Genomic DNA, 20,347 nt, shown 5'->3' with positions numbered 1-20,347 from the left:
AGGCCGCGTTAAATCGGTTCACGATCATGTTCGATGAGCGCATGCCGCAGCTTTAAACGATTTCCCGTTTACACAAAATCGCGGATACCCCCGATTTTATAGTGGGTAGCCGGTCACCATTCTCGATCAACATCACCCGTGCAGATGTGTCTACGCCGTAGTCTACTTCGACTTGTGTTGATGGAGGCTGCTGTCGGAGCGTCAATCTCGGCATGGGGTAGTTATTCGAGAATCATGCGAAGTCTCGCGTCGTTATTTCTGCTATTCGGATTTGAGCCTGTCGGATGTGTCCGTCGCTTCTCGAAGCAGCCATTCAGACGACATCATTTCGAATTGTTCAAACCCTGTCGAAGATAGACCTTGGCTCTAGATGCGGCAGCTACCCAATGACAGCCATCTCAGTCGCCATGTTCTCCACCCCACCCACCATCATGGTCATCGCGACCTCGCTGATGATCACCATCATCACGATGATCATGTCCTCTCCGATAGCCATCATCATGGCCTCCGTAAGGCACAACATAGCAACCGCTCAGACCAATCACCATTAAGCTCAAGATCAGCAGTAGTTTTTTCATGATCCATCCTTTTATTAAAACAGTTGATCCGCCACTGCTTGAAGTCTGCGAACCTGGAAGCATCTACTATGGTGGAATGCGTTGCGCCCATCCGTCCCGAACGGATGTTCAACCGCCTGGCGCCGCATGAGCGATCAGTGTGACCGTGTCATGGCTGACAAAAAAGGATATTGGCCACCTTTTTTCGGTGGTTACGTCCTCATTAACGGGCGCCTTTGTGATCTTTTTGACCGTCATTTTTATGCCGGCCAGCTACCTCGCGTTCTTCCGCCTTCTGTTTTTGCTTGTTCACTTCTTCTAAAGGAGAAGGATGAGTCTGTCCCGGTTTCTGATGCTGATCTTTGGTTTGCTTAGTCATGACAGTCTCCTGGTAAATAGTTTGTCAGTCGCGTCGCATCCGGCGTCGACCAGAATTTAAAATACTCCTGCCTCACCTCAAACACTGTACGGTAGCCAACATAGGATGTCATCGTTGTGGGGCAGCGCAAACTGAAGCGCCCCTTTGGCACGAGGCAGGCGCGCAGCTAACCCTTGCAAGTAAACCAAATTTCAACAACAATCCATGCCGGTACTTTCACCACAACAACCGGGAGCTATCAAAATGAACCGTAAAGAACTGATTGACGCTTTGGCAGGCAAGACTGGCAGCACCAAGGCTGACGCTGACCGTAACATTGCTGCGCTGATCGAAATCGTCACTGCCACGCTGAAGAAAGGCGACAATGTTGCCTTGGTCGGCTTTGGTACATTTGAAGTCCGCAAGCGTGCAGCGCGTACCGGCCGCAATCCTGCTACCGGCGCCGAGCTCAAGATCAAGGCATCGAAAGCGCCTGCCTTCAAGGCGGGTGCCACACTGAAAGCAGCGGTGAACGGCAGCAAGAAGTAATCACCATAAAGACCGGCGATCACCCGCCGGTCTTGTAACAGAGCCTGTGAAACAAGTCCTCTGACCCCCAACCATGGGGCGCCGTAACCACTACCACGTCTATGTGATCGAACTGTCGAAAGACGTTCTTTACGAAGGCCGCTTCAAAAAATCCAACCCCGGTTATGTCACGGGCAAACCCTGCGTTTATGTCGGCATGACCGGATTGGACCCCGACGTGCGCTTCGACAAACATAAGGCAGGTATCCAGTCCAATCGATACGTCAAACAATTCGGCTTGCGCCTGTTGCCGGATCTCTACGAAGTTTACAACCCGATGCCCTATGAGGGGGCTCGCGACATGGAAGTGGAGTTGGCGATCGGCCTGCGTGAGGCCGGCTATGGGGTTTGGCAGGCGTAAGTCAGCGAACCCACTGCCGCATTGGTTATCGACGCACTGTTATTGGTTGGCACCCCTTCAATTCGCAAGCGCAACGGCAAGATTGCAGCACACTTCATTCCCGCCCGCATCTTATCTACAAACGAGGTGCACCTGCTTGCGTCCTCGGCCTGGCGAATAGCATCTTCAAACTTGATGCTAGCGTGAATTGATAGCCAAAATTTGCCAATCAAATCAAATCAAATCCGTATTTGCTATAGTAATTCAGGGTCTCACGATAATCTCAACGGAATCGAATATGGGAAAAAATACCCCGCCTGATAAAAATGCTGATTTCCGCATGATCTTCGATGCGATTTCCGATGCGATTTTTATAGTTGATTCCACTGGCCAGATACTCAATGCAAATCTGACTGCGACCTTACGATATGGCTACAGTACAGATGAGTTGATGCAGATGAATGTTTCTGACCTGGCTGCCCCGCAACTGAGGGATGAAATCTTGCCCCGGCTGCATAAAGCCCTGGACTCTGCCGAACAGTTCGAGTGGATACACCGGTGCAAAAACGGTAACGAACTGCAGGTGGAAATCTATTCCTCCCCCATCATTTACCTGGGTGAACGAGCCATTCTTTCCAGTGTGCGCGACATCAGCCGGCGCAAAAAACTTGAGTCCAGGCTTCAAGATAAAACGCACATGCTTGAGCGGATTCTGGAAACTGAACCGGGCACGGTCTATATTTTCGATCTGCCAGAACAGAAAAATATCTATGTCAACCGGCACTGGCTTACTGCCTTCGGCTATACGCATGAAGAGGCGCAGGCAATGGGCAGCGAAGTGCTTCAACTTTTCCACCCTGACGACTTGCCCGCTATCTCCGCAAAGCATGCCGCATGGAAAGATGCCTCGAATGAAGAAATCCGCTCTATCGAATACCGCATCCGGGATAAACAGGGTGTTTGGCACTGGCTGCATAGTCGGGAAACCCCATTTACCCGGGATGAGCATGGACAAGTAAACCAGATTCTCGGAATTGCACATGACATCACCCGGCGCAAACACATGGAAACCCTGCTTGACGGGCAGAAGCAGATCCTGGAGATGATCGCCACCGGAACCCCTTTGCCGGATACGCTGACCGCACTGGTGCGGCTGATCGAGGCACAATCACCGGGAATGCTGGGTTCCATACTTCTGCTCGACGCGGACGGTATTCACGTTCGGCATGGCGCAGCGCCGAGCCTGCCGGCGGAATTTGTGGCGGCGGTGGATGGGCAACCGATCGGACCATGCGCCGGATCGTGCGGCACAGCCGCCTACCGCAAGCAAGCAGTGTTCGTGGCGGAAATTGCCACCGATCCGCTTTGGGCTGCTTACAAGGCGGCGGCGTTGCCCCACGGATTGCACGCCTGCTGGTCCACGCCGATTTTCGACAAGCAGCAACGCGTACTCGGCACCTTCGCGATGTATTACCGCCAGCCCGGCCTGCCGCAACCCGAGCATCTGCGGCTCATCGACACCGCCACGCATACTGCTGCCATCGCCATCATCCACCATCGAACAGAAACTGCGTTGAAGGCGGGTAAAGAACGGCTGCGTAAACTGATTGACGGACTTGGCCCGGAAACATTCCTGGGCCTGATGACAACAGACGGGACATTGATCGAAGCCAACCGATTGGCGCTGGCAGCAGGCGGGTTAAAACCCGCCGATGTACTGGGAAAGCCGTTTGAACACACCTACTGGTGGTCTTACTCCGAGTCTGTTCAGCAACAGCTGCGCGCCGCCATCGAACGCGCCGCTTTGGGTGAAAGTTCGCGCTATGACGTGCAGGTACGCGCAGCTGAAAATCAGTTCATCATCATTGATTTCTCCCTGCATCCGCTGCGCGACGAGACCGGCAAGGTCGAGTTTCTCGTCCCGTCGGCCAATGTCATTACCGAACGCAAGCGGGCGGAGGTTGCGCTACAGGAAAGCGAGGCTCGTTACCGTTTGCTGTTCGAGTATACGCCAAGCGGTATCGTCATCGCCGATCCTGAGAGTTACTATCTCGACGCCAATGAGAGCATGTGCCGAATGCTCGGCTATACACGCGACGAATTAATTGGTTTGCACGCCTCGGATATCGTTTTTCAGGCCGAGATTCAGTATATCGAACCCGCGTTGCAGGCGATCAAAACCGAAAACCATTACCTGCGCGAGTGGCGGCTTCGCCGCAAGGACGGTTCCACCTTTGCGGCGGAGGTGACTGCCACCACAATGCCTGATGGCAACCTGCTTGGGATCATACGCGACATCACCGAACGCAAGCTTGCCGAGGCCCAGGTGCTGCGATTAACCCAGCTGTACGCCGCACTGAGTCAATGCAACCAGGCCATCGTGCGCTGTGCCTGCGAGGCAGAGTTGTTGCCACAAGTCTGCCGTGACGCGGTCGTTTTCGGCGGCATGAAAATGGCGTGGATCGGCATGCTGGATGAAGCAAGCAAACTGATCAAACCAGTGGCTTCATTCGGTATCGGCATTGAATTTCTGGAAGGGATCGAAGTCTCGGTGGATGCGAATAAACCAAGCGGACTTGGCCCGACCGGTACTGCCATGCGTGGAAACAAACCTTACTGGTGTCAGGACTTTCACCAGGACCCCGCTACCGCCGCCTGGCGTAATGGTGGTGCAAAATTCGGCTGGCGTGCCATGGCTTCGCTGCCATTGCATCGAAACGGCGTCGCTGTGGGCGCATTCATTCTGTATTCCGATACAGTCAATGCATTCGATAAGGCGGCTCAGGATCTTTTGGTTGAAATGGCGATGGATATCGGCTTTGCGCTGGATCGCTTCGACAACGAGGCTGAACGCAGGCGGGAGCAGGATCAGTTGCGCAAGCTGTCGCAGACAGTCGAGCAAAGCCCCAACGTCATCCTTATCACTGACCTCGATGCAAGGATTGAGTACGTCAACACGGCCTTTGTCAAAACGACCGGGTACAGCTCCGACGAGGTCATCGGAAAAAACCCGCGCCTGTTGAAATCCGGCAAGACGCCGCGCACAACCTACGACAGCATGTGGGATTGTCTGAATCGCGGGGAAAGCTGGCAAGGAGAGCTCTTCAATAAGCGCAAGGACGGCACCGAATACATCGAGTCTGTGTACATTTCGCCTATGCGTGAAGACTCAGGACAGATCACTCACTACCTGGGCATCAAGGAAGATATCACCGAACGAAAGTACGCCGAGGAACGTATTCAGTATCTGGCCAATTTCGATGTGCTCACCGGCCTGCCCAACCGCATCCAGCTGGCCGAACATCTCAAATATGCGCTGAGTCTGGCGAAGCGCAGTAACGGATATTTGGCGCTGATGTTCATTGATCTTGACCGTTTCAAGGATATCAATGACACGCTTGGTCACAGTATTGGCGATGCTTTTTTGATCGAAGCCGCCAGACGCTTGCAATCGGTTCTGCGTGAAGAAGATACGGCATCCCGCATGGGTGGTGACGAATTTATTCTGATGTTGCCGGGTTGTGATGCGGTAGGCGCAGCGCAAGTGGCGCAGAAGTTACTGCATGCCATCTCCGAGCCCTACCTGATAAATCTATATGACCTGGTCATAACCGCATCGATCGGCATCGCCCTCTATCCTTATGATGGTGTGGATCTGGAAACACTGTCTAAAAGCGCCGATACGGCCATGTATCGCGCCAAACAGGATGGCCGCAATGGATATTGTTTCTTTACCGCAGAAATGCAGGCGCGCACGACCCGCAATCTGCAATTGATCAATGCGTTGCGCCACGCATTGGAACGAGACCAACTCCAGGTTTATTACCAGCCGCAAGTGTCCATGCGAGATCCGCATATCACCGGCGCAGAAGCCTTGCTACGCTGGCAACATCCGGAATTTGGCATGATCTCACCGGAGGAATTCATCCCCGCTGCTGAAGATAGCGGATTGATTTTAACCATTGGAGAATGGGTGCTGCGTACCGCTGTACAACAGCTAAAACAGTGGATAGACAACGGCCAGGAGCCCATGATCATTTCAGTCAATCTGTCGGCAGTGCAGTTCCGTCACCCAGGCTTGCCCGATCTGGTGACGAACATTCTCAATGAAGCACAATTACCTGCGCAATATCTGGAGCTGGAACTGACAGAAGGCGTAGCGATGCAGGATCCGCCGGGAGCGATCGCGATGATGAACAAGTTGCATGAACGCGGCATCCGCATGTCGATAGATGATTTCGGCACGGGCTATTCGTCACTGAGCTACCTGAAAAAATTCAAGGTATACAAACTCAAGATCGACCAGTCTTTTGTACGCGACATCAGTACCGACCTTGAAGACAAAGCCATTGTTGCGGCGATTATCAGCATGGCAAAAAGCCTGGGCCTGCAAACCATTGCTGAAGGCGTCGAGACAGCCGAGCAACTCGAGTTCTTGAGCGCACAGGGCTGCGATGAGGTACAGGGCTATTTTTACAGCAAGCCGTTGCCGGCAGCACAGTTTGCAGCCTTCGCTGAAAATGCAAAGTTGGCATTGATCAAATTATGAGTTTCACCGATCGACGATTGGCCGATAAAAAATGTCCAATGCCAAACAATCTCCTCTCTGCTGGTTAATACTCCCATAGCGCCAATTTCCCCGATCGGCCTCTCTCCGTCCCGGCTTCACCACGCAGAATAATCTCCTGTGAGTAATAACTGTCCCACCTACGCAGCACCGATGCTCGTTCAATAACGAAGTTTAGACAGCGCACCGGACCTGTGCTTGCCCCGCCGTACCTGCACCTGAAGAGAGCGCCCTATCCTCTTCATCACATAAATAACTTACAAAAACATTAAAAAACAATAAATTAAAACAATTCTTGAGCTGGCATATTGCTTGCGTTACCAAGAGAGAACAATGTGATTTATAGAAATGCCGTGAGCATCCACGGCCTGAGCAGAGTACGACTATGCATGAATCTACAACCATATTGTCTAAACCGCCCGCATTCAACGAAATGCTCTCCCCGGAAGGCGAAGTGCGCGATCAATACAGGGATGTAACTGGTCAGCTATTTTCCATGCCTCTGGAAGCCCTATCTCTGAAACAACGCGAAGCCGAGGTGCTGTTTCGTCGACTGGGAATTACCTTTGCCGTTTATGGGCAGGACGCAGGCGCTGAACGCCTGATTCCGTTCGACGTTATTCCACGCATATTCAGTGCCAGCGAATGGGGTCTCCTGGCGCGCGGCCTGAAGCAGCGGGTGCGCGCACTTAACGCTTTTTTACACGATATTTATCACGGCCAGGAAATCATCAAAGCAGGTTTGATTCCCGCCCATCAGATACTGAAAAACAGCCAGTATCAGCCGGAAATGCAAGGTATCGATTTGCCTAATCAGGTCTATGCACACATTGCCGGCATTGATCTGGTGCGTGTGGCAGAAAACGACTTTTATGTACTGGAAGACAATCTGCGCACGCCTTCTGGCGTGTCATACATGCTGGAAAACCGCAATACCATGATGCGGCTGTTTCCCGATCTGTTTGCCAGCCATACCGTCGCCCCGGTCGACCACTATCCGCAAATGCTGCTCGACACCCTGATCGAGGCGGCTCCCCCCAATGTGGATCAACCAGTAATTGTTGTGATGACACCTGGAGCCAACAACAGCGCCTACTTCGAACACGCTTTCCTCGCCAGTCAAATGGGGGTGGAACTGGTGGAAGGCAAGGATTTGTTTGTCCATGCAGGCAAGGTCTACATGCATACCACCGAGGGTCCGCAGCAAATACACGTCATTTATCGACGTGTGGATGATGATTTTCTCGATCCGCTGGTTTTCCGCCCCGATTCGATGCTGGGCGTTCCCGGTCTGATGAGTGCTTACCGCGGTGGAGGGGTAGTACTGGCCAACGCTGTCGGCACTGGCGTGGCCGATGACAAGTCAACTTACCTGTATGTGCCGGCCATGATCGAATTTTATCTGGGAGAAAAACCCATTCTGTCCAACGTACCCACCTGGCGTCTGAGCGAACCGGAAGATCTCAAATACGTGCTCGCCCACTTGCCCGAGCTCGTAGTGAAAGAAGTACAAGGCTCGGGAGGCTACGGCATGCTGGTCGGTCCGACCAGCACTCCCGATGAAATTGTTGCATACCGCGAACGGATTCTGGCCAGCCCTGCCAGCTTTATCGCCCAACCAACTTTGGCGCTATCCACCTGCCCTACCCTGGTAGAGGCCGGTATCGCCCCACGCCACGTGGATTTGCGCCCATTCGTACTGTCCGGCAAGGAAATCCGTCTGGTGCCGGGAGGGCTCACCCGTGTGGCATTGACCGAGGGATCGCTGGTCGTCAACTCATCCCAGGGCGGTGGCACCAAGGATACCTGGATATTGGAGGATTAAACCATGTTGTCACGAACCGCAGATCACCTGTTCTGGATGGCGCGCTACATCGAGCGTGCCGAAAATACCGCTCGCGTACTGGATGTCACGCATAGCACCTCGTTGCTCCCGGACGATTCCGCTGGCGCAGAAGCCAACTTGTGGTATGCCCCCCTCAACATTTCTGGCTGTGCCGCCGACTATACTGCCAAATATGGCGGATTGGCAGAATCGGTTTCGGTAACACGCTTTATCGCACTGGATCCGGACAACCCGGCCAGCATCTACACCAGTCTGATGCTGGCCCGGGAAAACGCACGCGCTGTTCGCGGTGCAATCACCGGAGAAATGTGGGAAATCATTAACGCCACCTGGCTGGAACTCAACCGCATGTCACCTACCCTCAGTGGCAATCGTCTGACACCATTTTTCGACTGGGTGAAAGAACGCTCACACCTGTTTCGCGGGGTGACTCTGGGGACCATTCTCAAAGACGATGCTCTCAACTTCATCCGCCTCGGCACCTTTCTGGAGCGAGCGGACAATACCGCGCGCATTCTCGACGTCAAGTACCACATTCTGCTGCCCAGCGTGCAGGATGTCGGCGGCGCAGCAGATTATTACCAGTGGGGTGCGCTGTTGCGTTCGGTCAGTGCACTTGAGGCATATCGTAAAATATACCGCGATGTGATTTCACCGCAACGCGTTGCCGAGCTATTGGTACTGCGCGCCGACATGCCGCGTTCGCTGCACGCCTGCCTGAACGAAGTGGATTCCACTCTGGAAATCATCAACGGCTCGACCGGACGCGAAGCTCGCCGCTGCGCGGGCGAACTACATGCATCCCTGCATTTCAATCTCATTGAAAATATCTTCGCCGAAGGATTGCATGAGTATCTGACCGACTTTCTCGGGCGGATCGATGTCCTCGCGAAGGAAATTCGCAGCGCATATCTGGCGCGCCGCGACGAATCAGTTGCGCCGTTTCCCATACGCCAGATGGCTCAAGTACAGTAAAAGATACCCCATGACAGCACCGCTTCCTTCATGACTTACTGTGTCGCACTCAAGCTCAACGCCGGGCTGGTTTTTGCTTCGGATTCCCGCACCAACGCGGGGGTGGATCAAATCGCCAGATTCAAGAAAATGCGCAGTTTCGTCAACAACGGCGACTGCGTCATCGTCATCCTCAGCTCGGGTAATTTGTCCATCACCCAGAGCGCGATCAATTTGCTCGAGCAACGGGGGCGGCGAAATGAATTGCAGAATTTGTGGAATGCCCAATCCATGTTTGACGTAGCCATGCTACTGGGAGACTGCCTGCGAGAGGTACGCGAACGCGATGGTCCCTTCCTGCTCGAAGGGAATGTTGCGGCTGGTGCCAATTTCATCATCGGTGGTCAAGTAAGAGGCGAACCGCCACGCTTGTTCCTGATGTACGACGAGGGCAATTTTATCGAGGCCACCGACGAAACCCCTTACTTCCAGATCGGCGAAACCAAATACGGCAAACCCATCATTGATCGCGTCATTCATGCCGAAACGCCCCTGATGGATGCCATCAAGTGCGTACTGGTATCGTTTGACTCGACCATGCGCAGCAATATCTCGGTAGGACTGCCGATTGACCTGGCATGCTATGCGCGCAACAGCTTTAATCTGGATCGCGTACATCACATCACCGATAGCGACAGCTATTTTTCCCAGATCAGCCAGCGCTGGAGCGAAGGCCTGCGCGGCGTATTCGCTTCGCTCCCCGACCCCGATTGGGAAATCGCGCCAGACACCCGCGACAGCTTCTCCCTACCGCCTCCCTGATATGACCATACGCGTTGCTCTGCATCATCACAGCCATTACCGCTTCGATCGCCCGGTCATGGTGTTTCCTCATGAAATCCGGCTTAAACCTGCTGCGCATAACCGTACTCCCATTTCGGCATATTCGCTTAAGGTGCAGCCAGCCAAACACTTTATTCACTGGCAGCAAGACGCCTACGGTAATTTCGTTGCCCGCCTCACCTTCCCTGAGCCAACACGCGAACTCGAAGTGACGGTGGACCTGGTGGCGGACATGACGGTAATCAATCCGTTCGATTTTTTTGTCGAGCCATGGGCAGAGCATTACCCGTTTCAGTACCCGGCCGAGCTTAAATCAGAACTGACGCCGTTTCTGCAGACTGACGCTGCGGGCCCAGCTCTGGCGCAATGGCTAGACGAACTCCGTCGTGCCCTGCCTGCCGAGATGGGCATTACCAATTTTCTGGTCCACGCGAATCAACGCATACAGCGCAGCGTTTCCTATCTCATCCGCATGGAGGCAGGCGTACAAACCTGCGAGGAAACACTCTCCAAAGGTTCCGGCTCATGTCGCGACAGCGCCTGGCTGCTGGTACAAGTGTTACGCCATCTGGGCATTGCCGCACGCTTTGTATCGGGTTATCTGATTCAGCTTGCCGCCGATGAAAAACCGCTCGACGGCCCGGCCGGACCCAGCGCCGATTTCACCGACCTGCACGCCTGGTGCGAAGCCTATATCCCTGGCGCCGGCTGGGTCGGACTGGACGCCACCTCGGGCCTGCTCGCCGGAGAAGGCCATATACCACTGGCCGCCACCGCACAACCTGCCTCCGCAGCGCCCATCAACGGCCTCACCGGCATCTGCGAATCGCAGCTCGACGTGAGCATGACGGTCACCCGTATCCACGAAGACCCGCGCGTGACCAAACCCTACACCGACGCACAGTGGCAGGCGGCAAACGCGCTCGGGCTGCAGATTGACGCCGAATTGAAAAAAGGCGATGTGCGCCTCACCCAGGGGGGCGAGCCAACCTTTGTCTCGATCGACAACATGGACGGCGCGGAATGGAACATCGCCGCGCTGGGCGAAGAAAAATGGACACTTGCCAACGCCCTGATGCGCCGCCTGCAAACACGCTTTGCTCCCGGCAGCGTGCTGCACTTCGGCCAAGGCAAATGGTATCCGGGCGAACCGCTGCCACGCTGGGCTCTGACGGTCTATTGGCGCACGGATGGCACCCCACTCTGGCACAAGCCGGCACTTGTCGCCGAGGCCAGCAAAACTATCAGCCTCGATGCACTCAAAAACTTCGCCACCCACCTTGCCCAGCGGCTTGGGCTCAACCCAGGCTATATTATCCCGGCGTATGAAGACCCGTGGCAGGCGCTGGACATGGAAAGCCGCTTGCCTGCCAACCTCGACCCACACACGGCTGACCTCACCCAACCCGATGCGCGTAACCGTCTCGCTAAACAGCTACGCGCCGGACTGGCAGAGGTTGTCGGCTACGTGCTGCCGCTTAAAGCCGGTACCGCCGTAGCGCCGCAATGGCGTTCCAGCCGCTGGCCGTTACGTCAGGATCGACTGTATCTGGTGGCAGGCGATTCCGCGCTGGGTTACCGGCTGCCGCTAGATAGCCTGCCGTGGCTGGCGCCAGAAGATTTTGAAGTCGAGTTGGCTCCCGACCCATTTTCCGAGCACGTCCCGCTGCCGGAATCTCCACCCGCTCCCAAGACAACCGCCGCCACAGCCATCGACGAATCCCCGAATGCGCGCGAAGTCATCCACACGGCGCTGGCGCTGCAAGTACGCGACGGTCTGTTGCACGTTTTCATGCCGCCCACCACCACGATTGAATCCTGGCTAGCCTTGGTCGCTGCGTTGGAACACTGCGCTGAAGCACTTAACCAGCCCATTCGCCTGGAAGGTTACGCGCCTCCGCGCGACCCGCGTTTGTTGTCGCTGTCAGTCACACCCGACCCGGGCGTCATCGAGGTCAACATCCACCCCGCTGCCGATTGGCCAACGCTGATGGAACGTACCCAGACACTGTATGAGGATGCACGCCAGACCCGGCTGGGCAGCGAAAAATTCATGCTTGATGGTCGCCACACCGGTACCGGCGGCGGCAACCACGTCACGCTGGGAGGCGCTACAGCGGCAGACAGCCCATTTCTGCGTCGGCCGGACCTGCTGAAAAGCCTGATTACTTACTGGCAGCAACATCCGGCCATGTCCTACCTGTTTTCCGGACAGTTCATCGGCCCCACCAGCCAGGCGCCACGAGTGGACGAAGCGCGTGATGACAACCTGTACGAACTGGAAATCGCGTTCCAGCAAATGGATGCCAGGCTCACTCCCGGTAAAGAAAGCGACCAGCCCTGGCTGGTGGACAGGCTGTTGCGCAATTTATTGATTGACCTGACCGGCAACACGCACCGCGCGGAATTCTGCATCGACAAGCTTTACGCGCCGGATTCTGTTACCGGGCGGCTGGGGCTGGTGGAATTACGCGCGTTTGAGATGCCGCCCCATTACCGTATGAGTCTGGTGCAATCGCTATTGCTGCGGGCGCTTGTAGCCCGGTTCTGGAAAACACCTTATCAAGGCAAGCTGGTGTACTGGGATACTGCGCTGCATGACCGCTTCATGCTGCCGTATTTCATCGAGCAGGACATGCGCGACATCAGCCGCGACCTGCGCGCAGCAGGTTATGCATTCGAAGACGCCTGGTTTGCGCCGTTCATCGAGTTCCGCTTTCCACGCTACGGCAGCGTGGCCTATGAGGGTATACAGCTGGAGCTGCGCCAGGCCATCGAGCCGTGGCATGTGCTGGGCGAAGAAATGGCCGCGGGCGGCATGGCACGCTATGTGGACTCATCGGCAGAACGGATGCAGGTCAAGGTGAGCGGCATGACCGACAGCCGCCATCAGGTAGCGTGCAATGGCCGTCCGCTACCGCTGCATCCGACTGGCGTGCCCGGTGAATTCGTTGCTGCAGTACGCTTCAAGGCGTGGGCACCGCCGTCTGCATTGCACCCCGCCATTGGTATTCATGCGCCCTTGGTATTCGATGTGGTGGACAGCTGGAATGGCCGTGCCATCGGCGGTTGCACCTACCATGTCAGCCACCCCGGCGGGCGCAACTACGACACTTTTCCGGTCAATGCCAATGAGGCTGAGGCGCGCCGCCGAGCGCGTTTCTGGGATCACGGCCACAGCACCGGGGCAATGGTAATCAAACCCGAAGCACTCAATCCGCGCTTTCCCATGACCCTGGATTTGCGCTGGCAACCCAGGTAGCCGCAGGAACAGATATGCTCAACTCAAGCCACCGCCCGCGCTTTGGCGACAAGCAAAACTCCGCGTTCTTTGAAGCATACCTCCCACGTCTATTGGAAGCGCGCGACCGCAGTGGCCTGACCGAAATGATCGGCGGCATCGAAGCGCTGATGATGACCGTAGAACCGGGCAATGCGCTTGAATACATCGCCGAGCTGGCGCTGATGACGCCCTATCATTATCTGGTCACGCTGGACAGCCCAAAACATCTCACACACGTGTTGCGCATCGATATGAATGCGCCAGACATCCTGTTGCGCGAGGTAAAAGATCCGGGCTACAGCGATATTTTCCGCAGCCTGAATGACTTGTACCCGGTGGGTGCACGGCGCCCGCACAGCCGTTATCTGGGCGAAATCCTGCTCACGTCCAACCGTCACGAAGTCGTTGCACAGCAACAGGAGCGTGAGTTTCGCTTCTTTCCCATCGGCCAGCTCGCCGAACTGGATTTGCCGCTCAATGTGAGCCTGTCCAAGCCCTCACCCTATACCCAGAACATGGTGGGCTATATGGAGCGAGCTGCGGACGGTATCCGCGTCTATCAGCATGGTGAATGCGTCATCCTTGGCAGCGCGCAGGCGGCCTACGAACGCGGCAAGGAGATGCAGGAACGGATCGGCATCAAAGACCTCATTCTGCCTATCGACCATCTTGCCACCCGCGTGTACAGTCAGAACCGCGAGGCCGCTTTGCTTGAATACCTGGCGCTGTCAAGCTACTACTACTGGGGCAGCTACGATATCGGGGATCAGAACTCCTCCACCAACGTCACCAAAAACGTGCGCGGCGCACCCGAATCCGCAAGCCCGGCCAAGGTGTTCACCGCCAACAATCACCCCTACTGCGTCAACCACCTGGATAAACTGCCCAGCCCCACCGAAACTTTCGTGCGCAACTATGGCCCACGCCTGCACCACATGGCGCTTGCGGTAAAAGATGGCCAGCATGACGGCAAGGAGCATATTGATTTTGTCGTGGAAGCAATCACTGCCCAGGGCAAAGGCTTTCTGCTCGACACCGTCGGCTCACGCGAGGAAGGTCTCAAGCAAATCTTCTCTTCCGCGTCGGATTTTTCCGCACTGATTATCGAATACGTACAACGTTTTGGCGACTTTCAAGGCTTCTTCGCACGCGACAATGTCGCGTTATTAACGTTTGCGGCGGGGCTGGAAGAAGGCGTGCGGGAGGCGAGTTGATACAGGAGATACATCCTCATAATAATGCGGGGTCGCCATGATCAGGTTAAAATTCGACATAGAACTTGGCTACGAAATCGCCGGATCCACGAGCGATTTCATCTTTAACATTCATGCTGCGCAAACGGCCCATCAATCAGTAGCCAACGAGCAGCTTTATCTCAGCCAGCCTGTAACACCGGTGATCTATACCGATCTGACCTATGGCACGCGTTATATGCGACTGCAAACCGCCCCTGGCCCGTTGACCGTACGCTACGAGGCGACCGTTGATATCGCCCATTATTTCGAGTCGCCCGAAAACCTTGCGGAAGTACCAATTTCGCAACTGCCGTCGGAGGTACTGCCGTATATTTACCCGAGTCGCTACTGCCAGTCTGACCGGCTGGGGAAGCTGGCAACCTGGGAATTCGCGCATTTCCAACCCGGCTATCCGCGGGTGCAGGCGATACAGGATTGGGTGCGCCGGCGCACGTCATTTTTGTCAGGAAGCTCGAACAGCAACACCTCGGCAACCGATACCCTTATCGAGCAGGCGGGGATATGCCGTGACTTCGCCCATCTGATGATAGCGTTGTGCCGGGCGATGAATATCCCTGCACGCTTCGTCACGGGAATCGATTATGGCGCAGACCCAAAATTAGGGCCGACCGATTTTCATGCCTTCGTCGAAGTTTTTCTCAGTAAGCGCTGGTATTCCTTTGATCCCAGCGGCATTTCACCACCGATGGGTCTGGTCAGGCTCGGTACCGGGCGGGACGCAGCCGATGCTTCTTTCGCTACGGTGTTCGGCTCGGTCAAATCAATTGCGCCAGTGATCAACATTGCGGCGATAGACGACCCCGCCAATGGCTATACACTGCCACGGCATTGCACGGACGTCCTGTCCAGCACAGAGCCTATCCATACGCAATGATTCCCAACGAACGAAATGCCTGACCAGGCGTTTTGGACAGCCTTAACTGAACTCGATCAGAACCGGCAGCAGTATTCTGTGATGATGTTCCCGCATCGAGGCCTCCTGTCACTCATGGAAACTTGCCGCCATATTTTCAGCTTTCCGGTTTGATTCGAAAGTGCAGACGCATCCATAAATCGCATAGAATCTGCATAATGATCCAAAATACAGGCAATGACGTTAATCCTATTCGCCACTTCATCTGATGACTGATAGCGAATTTTACCGCAGCTTATTGCGAGCCTACATCGACAGTGCGAACGATGGCATTTTCGTGCTGTGTGATGAGATGAAGTTTCATGTCGCCAACCCCCTACTCCAATCCTGGCTTGGCGTATCCGAGGAAAGCCTGACCGAGCATGGGCGCCGTCGGCCGATCACCGATTTCATTGGCAATGAAGAAAACCGGCAGCTATTTTCACGCCATTTTAGAGTGGCGCTGACGGGGCAGCCGGTTCGTTTTGAATGTTTCATCCAACCTGCAAGCACTGTCCCTAGATGGATTGAAATCAGCCTGAACAAAGTCAATCTGGATGCCGGCGACATGTTCATCGGTGTGGCACGCGACATCACCGAAAAGAAAAAAACCGCAGAATTGATCTGGCAGCAAGCCAACTTCGATTCCCTGACCGGGCTCGCCAATCGCCATATGTTCCAGGATCGTCTGGAGCAGGATATCAAAAAAGCATATCGCGCCAATCTGCCGCTGGCGTTGATGGTCCTCGATCTGGATCGTTTCAAAGAAGTAAACGACTCTCTTGGACACGACGTGGGTGACCTTTTGCTCAAGGCGGCGGCGCAGCGTTTGATCAGCTGCGTGCGTGAAGCGGATACCGTGGCCCGCCTGGGTGGAGACGAGTTCACGGTCATTCTGGGCGAACTGAACGATGTTGATTGCGTGGAGCGGATTGCCCTGACCATCCTGCAAAAACTTTCCGAACCGTTTCATCTGGGCGATCAAGTGGTCTACCTGTCGACCAGCATCGGCATCACGTTCTATCCACAAGACGCTACCAGCTTTGACGAACTACTCAAGAACGCCGATCAAGCCATGTATGCGGCCAAGCATCAGGGTCGCAACCGTTGCAGCTACTATGCTCCGTTCATGCAGGAAGCAGTGCAGACCCGGATGCGGCTGGCCAACGATTTGCGCTCTGCATTGAGCGCTCTGAACGACTCGTTCCGGCTGTTTTACCAGCCTATCGTGGATCTGGCCACCGGCACCACCCATAAGGCGGAAGCATTGATCCGCTGGCAGCATCCCACGCGCGGCCTCATCCATCCCATGGAATTTATTCCAATAGCCGAGGAAACCCAAATGATCCTCGAAATCGGCGACTGGGTATTCCGCGATGCAGCGCGTCAGGCCGCACGCTGGCGTCTATCCCACCATGCTGCATTCCAGATCAGCATCAATGTTTCGCCAGTACAGATTCACAACATGGCCAATGCCCGCAATTGGCCAGATTACTTGCAGACTCTCGGCTTGCCGGGACAAAGCATCGTGGTGGAAATTACCGAGGGGCTATTGCTGGATGCCAGTATCGGCGTCACTGAAAAATTGCGCGCATTCCACGAAGCTGGCATGGAAGTCTCCCTTGACGATTTCGGCACCGGTTACTCGTCGCTCTGTTACCTCAAAAAGTTCAACATCGACAACATCAAGATTGACCAATCCTTCGTGCGCAATCTTGCTCCAGATTCCGATGGCATGGTGCTGTGCGAGGCCATGATCGCCATGGCGCACAAACTTGGCTTGAAGGTGATTGCAGAAGGTGTGGAAACCCCGGAGCAACGCGAGCTTTTGGCAGCCGCGGGTTGCGACTACGGCCAGGGCTACCTGTTTTCCATACCGGTGCCAGCCGAAGATTTCGAGGCCTTACTAAACAGGCAATTCAAGTAGACGGACATTTTCTGGTACCCAAAAAAACTGATCCGCGCAGGTAAACAGACAATGAGCCATGTTCAACCACCCAGTTGTTGATACACCGAGTTAGCCACTTTCAATAAAGTGGTGCGCGGCAAATCTCCTGACAACGCATAGCCCCAATCCAGATCAACCCAATAAAACGTGGCGATGCCGTCCTGCTCGGCAAAACGGAACGCGGTTTCCGGCGTGGGTTGCGCCATGTTGCGCAGATACAAGGTAATACGCTGACCCGCCGGGTTTTCATACATGAATTGCGCCGCCGGCTTATTGACTTCGCCGGGTAGCAGGCGACCCCCTACCAGCTTGAATCCAGTGCTGGCCAGATCGGGGACCTTGAGTTGGCGTCCCAGCCGCTTGGACAACCAGGTCACCAGTTGCTGTTCCTGGGCCGAATAGATTTCAACCGGGCGGCGCACATCCGGCACAAAGGCAATATGGGCCACCGCCGCCTGATGCACAAAGCGCGGCAAATCCATCTGACTTCCGTTTAATGCCATATTTGTTGAGCCACCTGAAGCGTGGCCCAGGTATTGCCAGGTACCGGCACTGCCTAGCGCCAGTCCGATCAATGCCGATGCGGCAATGCTCGCTCCCCTGGTCCACGCGGAACCGGTCTGGGGCTGGGCGAGGAGTCGTACCGGTATGGGCTCGGTCAATACCGGGTCGTAATGGGCATGCAACGCCTGACGCTGCGCGCGCATCCCGGCGACACGTTCAGCGACAAGCGGATCGGATGCGATGAGTGCCTCGACTTGCGGGCACCGCTGAGCATCCAGCTGCCCATCGACATAAGCCATCAGATCATCCAGCGTAACAGGCTGTACATGTGCCTTCATTTCACTACCTTTAATCCAACTTTGTGCTCATAAGATATTGAGCCATCCATGAATTCCATTAGCCGTTGCCGCGCACGCGCCAGACGCGACATCACTGTGCCAATCGGGATATCGAGTGCCTTGGCGGTCTGGGCATAGCTGAAATCTTCGAGTGCCACCAGCAACAATACTTCGCGCAATTCAGGAGAGAGCCGGGTCACGGCAGCCGCAATGTCCAGCCCTTCCAGCCGCTCCGACTGGGTGGCGCGCGTGGCGATCTCCGGCATATCGTCGAGCGTGACATGCGATGTGCGGTTTTTAAGCTGCGTCACCTGGCTCACGAACAGGTTATGCATGATGGAAAACAGCCAGGGGCGCAGATCCGAGCCGATTCGCCACAAGTGCCACTTGGCATAGGCGCGTTCCAGCGTGTCCTGTACCAGGTCATCGGCGTCGTCCGGACGGCCTCCGGTCAGCGCACGGGCGTAGCGGCGCAGGCTGGGGATATGGTCGATGATCGGATGTTTGAATAACGGCATAGGCTCAAACGCTACTTCAAAAAATAGTTCGCAACAGCAGCTGATTTATTCTACATATACGGCCGGTTAAGGCAGTTTATTCCATCCATAAACGGAAATTTTCCTGTTTCCGGAATTTCAAAACAATATTGGAACAGGCGAATAAAACGCAGCGTGCGACTGTATACGTCAGGGTAGCACTCATGTCGACCCACCCAACAGAAGGAGCACCCATCATGCTGAAAAAAATCCTGTCCGCATCTGCCGTCAGTCTCGCCATTGCCTCGTCCGCACTGGCCGCGCCCGCAGACGACGCCAAGGCCCACTTCAACGCCATTGCTGCCGGCGATGTGTCTGCCATCATGCAGCAATACGGGGCGCAGCCCGTACTGGAATGGGTCGGCGGCCCGCTGGACGGCACCTATGTCGGTGCCGACAAGGTACGCGAAGTCTGGGGAAAATTCACCAAAGGCAACCCGAACCTCAAAGTCAGCGCCGACAAGGTGGAAGAGTCCGCGAATCCGAAAGGCGCTACCGTCACTGCCAATGTCGTGTTCCAGGGACAGAGCGCGATCAAGGTGCGCTATGTGCTGACCTACCGCGACGGCAAGATCGTCGACGAAATCTGGCAAATCGATCCGAAACTGGTGGCTTACTGATCAGGCAAGCTGCCGCTCTAACGCAAGCAGCCCCGCCAGTTTTTATTCCCACAGCCATAGTCACTTAGTGCCGGACGCCTTGTCCAAATAGACTTCTCCCCGGCTTCCCGGATTTAAGGAATCTCAAATGCTCTCATTCAAATCCATGCTCTTCAACAGTTTTCATGCACTCGTTTTTTCCGCTGCGGTTGCGCTATCCCAGTCGGCTCTGGCACAGGAAACGCTATACGTTTACGGTCCAGGTGGCCCCGCCCCGGCCATGAAGGAAGCCGCCGCTGCTTTTGAAAAAACCTCGGGCGTAAAAGTCGAAGTCAGCGCCGGCCCCACACCTAAATGGCTGGACAAGGCGAAGACCGACGCCGACCTGATTTTCAGCGGCTCGGAGACGATGATGACCGATTTTGTCTATGCCCTGGACGGCCAGCTTTCCCATCAGCAAGTCACGCCTTTGTACCTGCGTCCGTTGTCCATCCTGGTGCGGCCCGGCAACCCCAAACACATCAAGGACGTGAAAGACATTCTCAAGCCTGGCGTGAAAGTGCTGGTGGTGAATGGTGCAGGACAGAATGGTGTCTGGGAAGACATGGCCGGGCGCAAGGGCGATATCAACACCGTCCGCGCGCTACGCCGCAATATCGTCGCCTATTCCAAAAACAGCGCCGAAGCCAGACAGACCTGGATAGACGACAAGGACATCGACGTCTGGCTGATCTGGAATATCTGGCAGGTTTCCAACCCGAAATTGGCCGACATCGTGCCGGTTGAGCGCGACTACGCCATCTATCGCGATACCGGTATCGCCATCACCAAGCGCGCTGAAAACAAACCTTCAGCCAAGGCTTTTGCCAGCTTCCTGGAATCCCCTGCAGGCGCAAAAATATTCGCCAAATGGGGTTGGGAAACCGGCCGCAAGTAAA

16 protein-coding genes are annotated in these 20,347 nt (G+C 55.3%); 12 read left to right on the top strand and 4 right to left on the bottom strand.

The window, feature by feature from the left end:
- Positions 1-379: 379 nt before the first annotated feature.
- Both EI185_RS18335 and EI185_RS17990 read right to left on the bottom strand, forming a co-directional pair.
- Positions 380-502 (bottom strand): hypothetical protein, encoded by a 123-nt coding sequence (locus tag EI185_RS18335; protein WP_262982380.1) that lies wholly within the window; start codon positions 500-502, stop codon positions 380-382.
- 278 nt (positions 503-780) lie between these two features.
- Positions 781-936 carry a hypothetical protein gene (locus EI185_RS17990; protein ID WP_189836314.1) on the bottom strand — a complete coding sequence of 52 codons (156 nt, stop codon included), beginning with the start codon at positions 934-936 and terminating at the stop codon, positions 781-783.
- A gap of 243 nt (positions 937-1,179) precedes the next feature.
- On the opposite strand from EI185_RS17990, the gene EI185_RS06455 reads away from it, so the two are divergent.
- The 10 genes from EI185_RS06455 to EI185_RS06410 all read left to right on the top strand — a co-directional run bounded on the left by EI185_RS06455 (position 1,180) and on the right by EI185_RS06410 (position 17,411).
- Positions 1,180-1,464, top strand: coding sequence for an HU family DNA-binding protein (locus EI185_RS06455; RefSeq protein ID WP_124704313.1), 285 nt, complete (start codon positions 1,180-1,182; stop codon positions 1,462-1,464).
- Between the two features lie 73 nt (positions 1,465-1,537).
- Positions 1,538-1,864 carry a hypothetical protein gene (locus EI185_RS06450; protein WP_124704312.1) on the top strand — a complete coding sequence of 109 codons (327 nt, stop codon included), beginning with the start codon at positions 1,538-1,540 and terminating at the stop codon, positions 1,862-1,864.
- 277 nt (positions 1,865-2,141) lie between these two features.
- Positions 2,142-6,392, top strand: a complete 4,251-nt coding sequence (locus EI185_RS06445; protein WP_124704311.1) for a PAS domain S-box protein — start codon at positions 2,142-2,144, stop codon at positions 6,390-6,392.
- Between the two features lie 403 nt (positions 6,393-6,795).
- Complete coding sequence (locus EI185_RS06440) at positions 6,796-8,235, top strand: circularly permuted type 2 ATP-grasp protein (RefSeq protein WP_189836313.1); 1,440 nt, start codon at positions 6,796-6,798, stop codon at positions 8,233-8,235.
- Between the two features lie 3 nt (positions 8,236-8,238).
- Positions 8,239-9,231: an alpha-E domain-containing protein gene (locus tag EI185_RS06435; RefSeq protein ID WP_124704310.1), complete on the top strand. Its 993-nt coding sequence runs from the start codon at positions 8,239-8,241 to the stop codon at positions 9,229-9,231.
- Positions 9,232-9,261: 30 nt separating this feature from the next.
- Positions 9,262-10,032 (top strand): proteasome-type protease, encoded by a 771-nt coding sequence (locus EI185_RS06430; RefSeq protein ID WP_124704309.1) that lies wholly within the window; start codon positions 9,262-9,264, stop codon positions 10,030-10,032.
- A 1-nt stretch (position 10,033) separates the two neighbouring features.
- Entirely contained in the window at positions 10,034-13,315 is a 3,282-nt protein-coding gene (locus EI185_RS06425; protein WP_124704308.1) for a transglutaminase family protein, read from the top strand.
- 14 nt (positions 13,316-13,329) lie between these two features.
- On the top strand, positions 13,330-14,550 hold the full coding sequence (locus tag EI185_RS06420) for a VOC family protein (RefSeq protein ID WP_124704307.1): 1,221 nt from the start codon (positions 13,330-13,332) through the stop codon (positions 14,548-14,550).
- Positions 14,551-14,587: 37 nt separating this feature from the next.
- A complete protein-coding gene (locus EI185_RS06415; RefSeq protein ID WP_124704306.1) occupies positions 14,588-15,466 on the top strand; it encodes a transglutaminase-like domain-containing protein in 879 nt (292 codons plus the stop codon).
- Between the two features lie 247 nt (positions 15,467-15,713).
- Entirely contained in the window at positions 15,714-17,411 is a 1,698-nt protein-coding gene (locus tag EI185_RS06410) for a putative bifunctional diguanylate cyclase/phosphodiesterase (RefSeq protein WP_124704305.1), read from the top strand.
- A gap of 62 nt (positions 17,412-17,473) precedes the next feature.
- On the opposite strand, the gene EI185_RS06405 is transcribed toward EI185_RS06410, so the two are convergent.
- Both EI185_RS06405 and EI185_RS06400 read right to left on the bottom strand, forming a co-directional pair.
- Positions 17,474-18,274 carry an anti-sigma factor family protein gene (locus EI185_RS06405; RefSeq protein ID WP_124704304.1) on the bottom strand — a complete coding sequence of 267 codons (801 nt, stop codon included), beginning with the start codon at positions 18,272-18,274 and terminating at the stop codon, positions 17,474-17,476.
- Positions 18,271-18,792: a sigma-70 family RNA polymerase sigma factor gene (locus EI185_RS06400; RefSeq protein ID WP_124704303.1), complete on the bottom strand. Its 522-nt coding sequence runs from the start codon at positions 18,790-18,792 to the stop codon at positions 18,271-18,273. The genes EI185_RS06405 and EI185_RS06400 overlap by 4 nt, the downstream gene beginning before the upstream one ends.
- Positions 18,793-19,007: 215 nt before the next feature.
- On the opposite strand from EI185_RS06400, the gene EI185_RS06395 reads away from it, so the two are divergent.
- Together EI185_RS06395 and EI185_RS06390 are read left to right on the top strand one after the other, a co-directional pair.
- On the top strand, positions 19,008-19,430 hold the full coding sequence (locus EI185_RS06395) for a nuclear transport factor 2 family protein (protein WP_124704302.1): 423 nt from the start codon (positions 19,008-19,010) through the stop codon (positions 19,428-19,430).
- Between the two features lie 127 nt (positions 19,431-19,557).
- A complete protein-coding gene (locus EI185_RS06390; RefSeq protein ID WP_223247708.1) occupies positions 19,558-20,346 on the top strand; it encodes an extracellular solute-binding protein in 789 nt (262 codons plus the stop codon).
- Position 20,347: the final 1 nt, after the last annotated feature.

Origin of the sequence: Sulfuriferula multivorans (assembly GCF_003851125.1) — a bacterium.
Classification (GTDB): Bacteria; Pseudomonadota; Gammaproteobacteria; order Burkholderiales; family Sulfuriferulaceae; genus Sulfuriferula; species Sulfuriferula multivorans.
This window is presented reverse-complemented; position numbering and strand designations above follow the sequence as displayed.